This window comes from Microbacterium sp. (assembly GCF_051953575.1).
GTDB lineage: Bacteria > Actinomycetota > Actinomycetes > Actinomycetales > Microbacteriaceae > Microbacterium.
This window is the reverse complement of sequence record NZ_JBQCIP010000192.1, coordinates 1-9831: the sequence shown is the minus strand read 5'-3', so window position 1 is coordinate 9831 and position 9831 is coordinate 1. Positions and strand designations below refer to the sequence as shown.

Here is a 9831-nt window from a genome sequence, read left to right as displayed (position 1 = left end):
GACCTCGTGTCGTAGCGACTGATGAATAGTATCTGGACGTGACCATCCTGATCGACGACCCGCGGTGGCCGGCGCACGGCCGACTGTGGGCGCACCTCGTGAGCGACGAGTCGCTGGCGGAGCTGCACGCCTTCGCGGAGGCGAACGGCATCCCCCGGCGCGGGTTCGATCTGGACCACTACGACGTGCCCGACGAGGCGCACGCCAGGCTCGTCGCGGCCGGGGCCGTGCACGTCGACGGCCACGAGCTCGTGCGCCGGCTCATCGCCTCGGGGCTGCGCGTGCGGGGTCGCGACCGCCGCTGACACGGCCTCAGATGACCGCCGACATCTCCAGCACGTCGGCGGCCCGCGCAGGACCGTCGAAGGCGCGCACGGCCTCCCCCAGCCGCTGAGCCCGGTCGTGCACCACGGTGTCGGCGAGCAGCGCGACGATGGCCGCCCGGATGGCCGCCGGATCGGACCGGCGCGACATCGTCCTTCCGACGCCCGCCTGCGCCACCGCGCGCCCCACCCGGGGCTGGTCCGAGGTCCCGTCGAGCGGCAGCGTCAGCACCGGTACCCCGTGAGCGAGGGCGGCGAGCGTCGTGCCGTGACCGCCATGGCCGACGAGCACCGAGGCGGACGGGAAGAGCTCGTGGTGCGGCATCCATTCGCGTACCTCGACCGAGCGCGGGACGCGCAGCTCGGCGACCGACACCGCGGGCCCGAGGGTCGCGACGACGCGGGCGTCGAGTGCGTCGGCGGCGTCGAGGACCCGCTGCCACGTGGCGACGAGGTCGGGGAATCGGAAGGTGCTGAGACTCATCACGACGGTGGGCTCCGTCGGGCGCGCGGCCACGGCTGCCGTCATCGCCCCTGCGTACACGACGGCGCCGGGATGGGCCGACAGTGGCGCCGGCGGCGAGAAGGGCGCTGCGAGGTCGGGGACGGATGCCACCACGATCGGCGTCGCGTGCGACCGGGCGGTGCCGACCCGCACCCCTCGCACCCAGCCGATCGCGCCGAGTGCCCGCATCCCGTTCACCAGGAAGCCGTGGAGCGTGTGCTCCAGGACCGCGTAGCGGCGTCCCATCCGGTCGAGGGTGTCGAGCACTCCCACGAGCAGACAGTCGACCACGACGACGTCGGCCGGGTGCTCGACGAGCAGCGAGACCGTGTCGTCCGCGATGCGGTCGTCGAAGACGAGGCGCAGCAGCCCCCGCGGACCGGCCGTAAGCACGAATCCGGGCCGGCTGGCGTACGCCGTGAAGGCCAGCCCGGCTGTGTGGTACGCCTCGGCCTGAGAGTCGTGGCCGAGCACCAGCACGTCATGGCCGCGCCGCTGCAGGGCGCGCGCGATCGCGATGGTGGGCATGCGATTGCCGCCCCCGTCCCATGTCACGAACACAAAGCGCGCCATGGCGCCTCCCCAGGTCCCCGCGGCCCAGATTAGCGACCGGAGGACCCGAGGCGACAGTGTGTGACGCGGATCAGTCCTCGGCGGGCGTGTGAGGGACCGGCGTACCGGTGAGGGCAGCGGTGGTCACGCGGCGGCGCGAGCGGCCCTGTCCGGGCGCCTTCGGCTCGGGGAGCGCGTTGAGCACCGAGTCCAGGAGCATGTCCTTCTCGGTCTTCGGCTCCTTCTTCGCCGGGGGCTGCTTGGCCGCCGTCTCGGAGCGCTTCTTGCGCTGCTTCTTCGGCCGCTCGACAGGCACGTCCTCCGCGACCGCGGCGGCCGGCGCCGCCTCGTCCGCGTGGTGGATGGTGGATGCCGCGATCTGAGCGAGAGCCGACTTCATGCCCTCGGTGATGACATGGGTGCCGGTCGAGCCGTTCGACGACGCCGGAGCCTGGTTGGCGCCGCCGCGCGGACGACGGCCGCCGCCCGAAGGCGCAGCGCCGGCGCCGGGTGCGCGGTGCTTGACCACGGGGTCGTGGTGCACGATGAGACCACGGCCCGCGCAGACCTCGCAGGGCTCGCTGAAGGTCTCGAGCAGTCCGAGACCGAGCTTCTTGCGGGTCATCTGCACGAGTCCGAGCGACGTCACCTCGGCGACCTGGTGCTTCGTCCGGTCCCGGCTCAGGCACTCCACCAGGCGGCGCAGCACGAGGTCTCGGTTGGACTCGAGCACCATGTCGATGAAGTCGACGACGATGATGCCGCCGATGTCGCGCAGGCGCAGCTGCCGGACGATCTCTTCAGCCGCCTCGAGGTTGTTCTTGGTGACCGTCTCTTCGAGGTTGCCGCCCGAGCCGACGAACTTGCCGGTGTTCACGTCGACGACCGTCATGGCCTCGGTGCGATCGATGACGAGCGAACCGCCCGAGGGCAGCCAGACCTTGCGGTCGAGCGCCTTCTCGATCTGCTCCGTGACGCGGAACTCGTCGAACGGGTCGTGGTCGCCCTCGAAGCGCTCGACGCGCTCCAGCAGGTCGGGCGCGACAGACTCGAGGTACTTGGTGATCGTGTGGTGCGCGTCCTCGCCCTGGATGAGCATCTTCGAGAAGTCCTCGTTGAAGACGTCCCGGACGATCTTGACGAGCAGGTCGGGCTCGGAGTGCAGCAGCGCCGGCGCCTGGATCGTCTCGATCTGCTTCGAGATGTGCTCCCACTGGTTGGTGAGGCGCTGCACGTCGCGCGTCAGCTGGTCCTCGGTGGCGCCCTCGGCGGCGGTGCGCACGATCACGCCCGACGACTCGGGGAGCACCTCCTTGAGGATCTTCTTCAGGCGCGCGCGCTCGGTGTCGGGAAGCTTGCGCGAGATGCCGTTCATGTTGCCGCCCGGCACGTACACGAGGTAGCGGCCCGGGAGCGAGATCTGGCTGGTCAGGCGGGCGCCCTTGTGACCCACGGGGTCCTTGGTGACCTGGACGAGCACGCGGTCGCCGGTCTTGAGGGCGAGCTCGATGCGACGCGGCTGGTTGCCCGTCTCGACGGCATCCCAGTCCACCTCGCCCGAGTACAGCACCGCGTTGCGGCCGCGGCCGATGTCGACGAACGCGGCCTCCATGCTGGGCAGGACGTTCTGCACCCGGCCGAGGTACACGTTGCCGATGAGCGAGGCGTCCTGGTTGCGGGCGACGTAGTGCTCGACCAGCACGTTGTCTTCGAGCACCGCGATCTGGATGCGGCCGTTGCGCGAGCGCACGATCATGTCGCGGTCGACGGCCTCGCGGCGGGCGAGGAACTCCGCCTCGGTCACGACGGCACGGCGGCGACCGGCCTCACGACCGTCGCGCCGACGCTGCTTCTTTGCCTCGAGGCGCGTGGAGCCCTTGATGCGCTGCGGCTCGGTGATGAGCTCGACCGCGCGCTGGCGGGGCTGCGACGGCTCGGAGGGAGCGGATGCCTCGTCCCGGCCCTCGCCGCCGCGGCGGCGGTTGCGGCGACGCGACGTGCTGGTCGACGCCGTCTCCGCCTCGGGCTGCGGCTCGCGACCCGGACGCGCGGGCAGCACGGTGAACTCCGGCGCGTAGAAGTGCAGATCCGTCGACACCGCGGACACGAAGACCTCGGGCAGCAGGCCCAGGCTGGCGGCCGTCGCGGGACCGGCGGGCTCCGCCGGGGTCTCGGGCTCGGGCGCCGGCTCGGGCTCGGCAGCGGCTTCCGTGGCCTCGGGCTCAGCGGTCTCGGGCTCAGCGGTCTCGGGCTCAACGGTCTGGGCCTCAGCCGCGGGGGCCTCGGCCTCAGCCACGGCGGCCTCAGCCACGCCGCCCTCGGCCTCGGCCGGGGCGTCGACCTCGGGGGCGGCATCCACCGCACCCTCCTGGGGAGCCGTCTCGGCGGCCGAGTCGTCGGCCGGCGCCGCCTCGGCGGGCACCTGCGACGCGGCGTCCGCGGCTAGCGGCGCGTCCGAATCGGTCTGAGGGGTGAATTCTGCATCGGTTCCATCGGCCATCACTGGCGTACTCCTAGCGGGGCGACACCGCGCGTCGCCCGGCGAAATCTCGTGCGGCGCCGCCCATGCCCTCTGGACGGGGCGGTGCCGCGAACTCACTCGGTCTGCAGCGGAGGTCCGGCACTAGGCGGAGCTCGCGCTGCCAAGGGCATTCGTCGCCCTGAAGTCTTCTGGTGATGATCGTCGCGGCGCGGCCGCTTGTCATCGACCCCCATTATCGCACTTCCCCCGGCAGATTGCCCATTCGCGCCGCGCCGCGCATTTCACACGGCGCCACGATCGGGGTCTGCGCAGGCGTCGATGCCATAATCCGAGCATGGCTGAAACCCCCGTCGAGCGCCCGGAGGCGCGCCTCCCCTACGCGCTCGCGATCGCGCTGATCGTCGGTGGACTGCTGGGCCTGCTCGCATCGTTCGCACTCACGATGGACGACATCAACCTGCTGAAGAACCCTGATGCCGCCCTGACCTGCAATCTGAACGGGGTCGTCAACTGCGGCAAGAACATCGAGTCGTGGCAGGGCAGCGTGTTCGGCTTCCCCAACCCGGTCCTCGGGCTCATGATGTTCCCCGCTCCGGTGGTCGTGGGCTTCGCGCTGCTGGCCGGCGCCCGGTTCGCAGCCTGGTTCTGGTGGATCTTCAACGCCGGCCTGCTTTTCGCGATCTCGTTCGTGTACTGGCTGGCGTTCCAGAGCATCTTCGACATCGGCACACTGTGCCCCTGGTGCTCGCTGGTGTACCTCGTCACGATCCCGATGTTCCTCGCGGTGACGGTGCGCAATCTCCGCGCGGGGCTGGCCGGCGGCGCGCTCCAGAGGTTCGGCGATGCGATCGCCGGATGGGTGCCCCTCATCGTGATCGTCGGCTACGTCATCATCTTCGGCGCCGCCCAGCTGCAGCTGAACATCCTCGGGACGCTCTTCTGACGGCATCCCGGCCGCACGAAGAAGGGGCGCACTCCTGCGAGTGCGCCCCTTCTTCGTGCCGGGAACCGTATGCCGGGATCAGAACCAGATCTCGAGCTCGCGCGCGGCGGACTCGGGGCTGTCGGAGCCGTGCACCAGGTTCTGCTGCACCTTCTGTCCCCAGTCACGACCGAAGTCGCCGCGGATCGTGCCGGGCGCGGCGGTGGTCGGGTCGGTCGTGCCCGCGAGCGAGCGGAAGCCCTCGATCACGCGGTTGCCGGCGAGACGGATCGCGACCGACGGCCCCGACATCATGAACTCGAGCAGCGGCTCGTAGAACGGCTTGCCCTCGTGCTCGGCGTAGTGCCGCTCGAGGGTCTCGCGGTCCGGCTCGACCAGGCGGATGTCGACGAGCGCGTACCCCTTCGCCTCGATGCGGGCGAGGATCGCGCCGGTGAGGCCGCGGGCGACGCCATCGGGCTTGACGAGGACGAGGGTCTCTTCGGTGGCCATGGGAGTCTCCGTTCGGATCAGACTTCTTCGAGGGGCGGGCTACTCGGCGGACTCGTCGAGGATCCGGGCGTTGCGCCGGTCGAGAGCGGCCCCCTTGATGGTGGCATACCCGTACATCACCCCGAAAATGACGGCGACGATCGCGAGCGCCGGCACCAGGAAGGCGCCGAGCAGCACGACGACCTGCAGCGCCCATCCCACCACGATGCCCCAGCGGTAGCGGGTGAACCGCGTGGTCGCGATCATCAGCAGGGCGACCGCGCTGCCCGCGACGATCCCCCACCACGGTTCGATCCCGTCCGGCAGCGCCTTCAGCCCGAACACGACCAGCCCTCCGAGGAACGCGATGATCGACTCGAAGCCGAGCACGATCGTCGCCAGCGACTCCTCGGCGCCCCGCGCCCGGCGGACCCGCGGCCGCCGTTCGGTCTCCGCTGACTCTGCGGCGCTCAACGGCTCCACCCGGCTTTCCAGTCCTCGGCTGCCGACAGGGCGAGCGCCTCACCGGCGAGCACGACGGAGCCGGCGATGACGACGGCACGTCGATCGGATGCGGCCGCCCACTCGCGTGCCGCATCCGCGGCGTCCGAGAGATCGCGGTGCACCGACACACGCAGGTCGTGCGCCTCGGCGAGGTCGGCGATCGCATCGGCGTCCTCCGCCCGCTCCGAGTCGGGAGCCGTCGCGAACACGTGGGCGGCGACCGGGGCGAGGGCGTCGACGATGCCGGCGGCATCCTTGTCGGACAGCACGCCCAGCACGACACCCCATTCGTCGAAGTCGAACGACTCCCGCAGCGCGGTCACGAGAGCGCGCGCGCCGTGCGGGTTGTGCGCGGCATCCACCAGCACCGTCGGCGCGGCGCCCACCAGCTGCAGGCGCCCGGGCGAGGTCACCGCTCCCAGTCCGTCGGCCAGCACGTCGCCGGCGATCGGCTGGGCGCCGCCCCCGACGAGCGACTCGACTGCTGCGATCGCGAGAGCCGCGTTGAAGCCCTGGTGGGCTCCGTACAGGGGCAGGTACTCGTCCTCGTACGTCGCGGCGAGGCCGCGCACGGTGATCTGCTGACCGCCGACGGCGAGGCGCTGCTGCGCGAGAGCGAACTCCGCCCCCTCGAACGCGATCGTCGCCCCGTGCGCTGCGGCGGCATCCCGCAGGACGCGCTCGGCCGCGGCATCCTGACGTGCCGAGACGACGGCGGCGCCGTCCTTGATGATGCCCGCCTTCACGGTGGCGATCTCGGCGATCGTGTCGCCCAGGCGGTCGGCGTGGTCCAGGTCGATGGGTGCGAACACCGCGACGTCCCCGTCGGCCGTGTTCGTCGAGTCCCACGAGCCGCCCATGCCCACCTCGAGCACCAGGACGTCGATCGGCGCATCGGCGAAGGCGACGAACGCCAGCACCGTCAGCAGCTCGAAGAACGTCAGGGGCGCGTCGTCCGCGGCCTCGAGCTCGGCATCCACGATCTCGACGAACGGGGCGATCTCGTCCCACGCGTCGGCGATCGCGGCGTCGTCGATCGGCTCGCCGTCGACCATGATGCGCTCCGTGAAGCGCTCGAGGTGCGGGCTCGTGAACAGGCCGGTGCGCAGCCCGTGCGCGCGGACGAGACTCTCGATCATGCGACTGGTCGAGGTCTTGCCGTTCGTGCCGGTGACGTGCACCACGCGGTAGGTGCGCTGCGGGTCGTCGAGCAGCTCGAGCACCCGACGGGTGCGCTCGACGCGCGGCTGCACCCACCGCTCCCCCTGCCGCTGCAGAAGGGACTCGTAGACGGCGTCGGCCCGCCGCCGGTCGCGTTCGTCGGTCATGCCGATGCCTCCGCCTTGGTGACGGCCACCGTGAACTCTCCGCGGTTGGCGAAGGTCCCCGTGGGGAAGGTGGCCTGGTGGTCGTGGCTGTCGACGAGCGCGTCGGGCGCGATCAGCACCGCGTGCTCGACCGCCAGCGTCTCACCGGCGACGTCGGCGACGTCGAATGCGGACTGCACCGCAGCGGCGTCCTCGGAATCGTCGAAGACCAGCGTCAGGCGGATGCGGTCGCTCACGTCGAATCCGGCGGCCTTGCGGGTGTCCTGCACGGCGCGGATGATGTCGCGCGCGAGACCTTCGGCCTCCAGCTCGGGCGTGGTGGCGGTGTCCAGCAGCACGAAGCCGGCGCCCGCGAGCAGCGCGATCGCCGTGCCCTCGTCGACGCCGCCCGCTTCGAGCGTGAGGTCGTACTCGCCCTCCTGCAGTGCGACGCCGTCGACGATGACGACGCCGTCGCGCTCCTCCCACACCCCCGACTTGGCGCCGGCGATGACGTGCTGCACCTGCTTGCCGAGACGGGGTCCCGCAGCGCGCGCGTTCACGCTCAGGCGCTTGCTGATGCCGTAGCGCGCCGAGAGGTCGTCGGCGAGCTCGATGAGCTCCACCGACTTGACGTTGAGCTCGTCGCGCAGGATGCCGTCGAACTGGGCCAGGGCCGCGGCATCCGGAACAGCGACGGTGAGCCGCGGCAGCGGGAGCCTCACGCGGCGTCCCTCCTTCTTGCGCAGCGCGTTCGCGACGCTCGACACCTCCCGCACCGCGTCCATGGCGGTGCGGATGTCGGCGGCCTCGGGGAACTGCGACGCGTCGGGCCAGTCCTGCAGGTGCACGCTCCGGCCGCCGGTGAGCCCCTGCCAGACCTTCTCGGCCACGAGCGGGATGAGTGGCGCCGCGACCCGCGTCAGCGTCTCGAGCACGGTGTACAGCGTGTCGAACGCCTCACGACTGCGGGGGTCGTCCGAGACGCCCACCCAGAACCGGTCGCGCGAGCGGCGGATGTACCAGTTGGTCAGGGCCTCGGTGAACTCGCGCAGCTTCGCCGCGGCGAGCGTCGAGTCGAGCACCTCCAGGTCCGCCGCGACGTCGCCGACGAGATCGCCGGTGAGCGCCAGGATGTACCGGTCGAGCACGTCGGTGGAGTCCGTGCGCCACGACGCCTGGTATCCCTCGCCGCCGGCGCCTCCGGCCGCATTGGCGTACGTGGCGAAGAAGTACCACGCGTTCCACAGCGGCAGCAGGAACTCGCGCACGCCGGCGCGGATCCCCTCTTCGGTCACGATGAGGTTGCCGCCGCGCAGCACCGAGCTCGACATCAGGAACCAGCGCATCGCGTCGGACCCGTCGCGGTCGAACACCTCGCTCACGTCCGGGTAGTTGCGCAGCGACTTCGACATCTTGAGCCCGTCGCTGCCCAGCACGATGCCGTGGCACGACACGCCCGTGAAGGCGGGCCGGTCGAACAGCGCCGTCGACAGGACGTGCATGACGTAGAACCAGCCGCGCGTCTGCCCGATGTACTCGACGATGAAGTCGGCCGGGGAGTGCTCGTCGAACCACTGCTGGTTCTCGAACGGGTAGTGCACCTGCGCGTACGGCATCGAGCCGGAGTCGAACCACACGTCGAACACGTCCTCGATGCGTCGCATCGTCGAGCGGCCGCTCGGGTCGTCGGGGTTCGGGCGAGTCAGGTCGTCGATGTAGGGCCGGTGCAGGTCGACCTCGCCCTCGGCGTTGCGCGGCAGGCGTCCGAAGTCGCGCTCGAGCTCCTCCAGCGACCCGTACACGTCGACGCGCGGGTGCTCCGGGTCATCGCTCTTCCACACCGGGATCGGCGAACCCCAGTAGCGGTTGCGGCTGATCGACCAGTCGCGCGCGCCCTCGAGCCACTTGCCGAACTGGCCGTGCTTGACGTTCTCGGGCACCCACGTGATCTGCTCGTTACCGGCGATCATGCGGTCCTTGATGTCGGTGACGCGCACGAACCAGCTCGACACCGCGCGGTAGATGAGGGGGTTGCGGCACCGCCAGCAGTGCGGATACGAGTGCTCGTAGCTCGCCTCGCGCAGCAGACGCCCCTCCTGCTTGAGCAGCCGGATCAGGGGGCGGTTGGCGTCCATCCACAGCTCGCCGGCGACATCGGTGACCTGCGGCAGGAAGCGGCCGCCGTCGTCGAGGCTCATGATGAGCGGGATGCCTGCGGCCTCGGTCACGCGCTGGTCGTCCTCACCGAACGCCGGGGCCTGGTGCACGATGCCGGTGCCGTCCCCGGTGGTGACGTAGTCGTCCACGAGGATGCGCCAGGCGCTCCCGGTGTTCCAGATCGACGCGTCCGCGTAGTAGTCGAACAGGCGGTCGTACGAGACGTCCTCGAGTTCGGCGCCGAGGAGCGTGCGCTCGACCGCCTCGCGGGCGGCCTCTGCCGACTCGTAGCCGAGGTCCTTGGCGTAGCCGGCGAGCAGCTCCTCCGCCAGCAGGTAGCGGTGCGACTCGGCCTCGGCGCGCTCGTCGTCGCGGTGCACGTCGGCCGCGCCGTTCGGGCCGCCGGGCACCACGACGTAGCGGATGTCGGGCCCGACGGCGAGCGCCAGGTTGGGGGGCAGCGTCCAGGGCGTCGTCGTCCAGGCCAGGGCGCGCACGCCGGTCAGGCCGAGCGACTCGGCCTTGGCGCCGACCAGCGGGAAGGTGATGGTCACCGACGGGTCCTGACGCATCTTGTAGACGTC

The 9831-nt window shown here is 70.9% G+C and carries 8 protein-coding genes; 2 read left to right on the top strand and 6 right to left on the bottom strand.

Features of this window, described 5'->3' with window-relative positions; genetic code table 11:
- Positions 1 to 38 precede the first annotated feature (38 nt).
- The gene (locus ACTHNQ_RS11850; protein ID WP_440333630.1) at positions 39 to 305 is read left to right on the top strand and encodes a DUF4031 domain-containing protein; all 267 of its coding nucleotides are present in this window, start codon (positions 39 to 41) and stop codon (positions 303 to 305) included.
- 7 nt (positions 306 to 312) lie between these two features.
- Here the strand turns inward: ACTHNQ_RS11850 and ACTHNQ_RS11845 are convergent, their stop codons facing one another.
- Together ACTHNQ_RS11845 and ACTHNQ_RS11840 are read right to left on the bottom strand one after the other, a co-directional pair.
- Positions 313 to 1356, bottom strand: a complete 1044-nt coding sequence (locus ACTHNQ_RS11845) for a glycosyltransferase (protein ID WP_440333629.1) — start codon at positions 1354 to 1356, stop codon at positions 313 to 315.
- Between the two features lie 115 nt (positions 1357 to 1471).
- Positions 1472 to 3880, bottom strand: a complete 2409-nt coding sequence (locus tag ACTHNQ_RS11840) for an Rne/Rng family ribonuclease (RefSeq protein ID WP_440333627.1) — start codon at positions 3878 to 3880, stop codon at positions 1472 to 1474.
- Positions 3881 to 4196: 316 nt separating this feature from the next.
- Between ACTHNQ_RS11840 and ACTHNQ_RS11835 the strand changes: the two genes are divergently transcribed.
- Complete coding sequence (locus ACTHNQ_RS11835; protein ID WP_440333625.1) at positions 4197 to 4805, top strand: vitamin K epoxide reductase family protein; 609 nt, start codon at positions 4197 to 4199, stop codon at positions 4803 to 4805.
- A 78-nt stretch (positions 4806 to 4883) separates the two neighbouring features.
- Here the strand turns inward: ACTHNQ_RS11835 and ndk are convergent, their stop codons facing one another.
- From ndk to ACTHNQ_RS11815, 4 genes are all read right to left on the bottom strand, one after another.
- The gene (gene ndk / locus ACTHNQ_RS11830) at positions 4884 to 5297 is read right to left on the bottom strand and encodes a nucleoside-diphosphate kinase (RefSeq protein WP_440333623.1); all 414 of its coding nucleotides are present in this window, start codon (positions 5295 to 5297) and stop codon (positions 4884 to 4886) included.
- A gap of 39 nt (positions 5298 to 5336) precedes the next feature.
- A complete protein-coding gene (locus ACTHNQ_RS11825; RefSeq protein ID WP_440333621.1) occupies positions 5337 to 5750 on the bottom strand; it encodes a DUF4233 domain-containing protein in 414 nt (137 codons plus the stop codon).
- Positions 5747 to 7108 carry a bifunctional folylpolyglutamate synthase/dihydrofolate synthase gene (locus ACTHNQ_RS11820; RefSeq protein WP_440333619.1) on the bottom strand — a complete coding sequence of 454 codons (1362 nt, stop codon included), beginning with the start codon at positions 7106 to 7108 and terminating at the stop codon, positions 5747 to 5749. The genes ACTHNQ_RS11825 and ACTHNQ_RS11820 overlap by 4 nt, the downstream gene beginning before the upstream one ends.
- The coding region (locus tag ACTHNQ_RS11815) for an isoleucine--tRNA ligase (RefSeq protein WP_440333618.1) at positions 7105 to 9831 on the bottom strand (2727 nt) is incomplete at its 5' end. The genes ACTHNQ_RS11815 and ACTHNQ_RS11820, both read right to left, overlap by 4 nt.

Bases quoted from the DNA above. Each gene is read 5' to 3' on its own strand.
- ACTHNQ_RS11820 (WP_440333619.1), bottom strand. From the start codon at position 7,108: ATGACCGACGAACGCGACCGGCGGCGGGCCGACGCCGTCTACGAGTCC.
- ACTHNQ_RS11840 (WP_440333627.1), bottom strand. From the start codon at position 3,880: ATGGCCGATGGAACCGATGCAGAATTCACCCCTCAGACCGATTCGGAC.
- ACTHNQ_RS11835 (WP_440333625.1), top strand. From the start codon at position 4,197: ATGGCTGAAACCCCCGTCGAGCGCCCGGAGGCGCGCCTCCCCTACGCG.
- ACTHNQ_RS11845 (WP_440333629.1), bottom strand. From the start codon at position 1,356: ATGCCCACCATCGCGATCGCGCGCGCCCTGCAGCGGCGCGGCCATGAC.
- ndk (WP_440333623.1), bottom strand. From the start codon at position 5,297: ATGGCCACCGAAGAGACCCTCGTCCTCGTCAAGCCCGATGGCGTCGCC.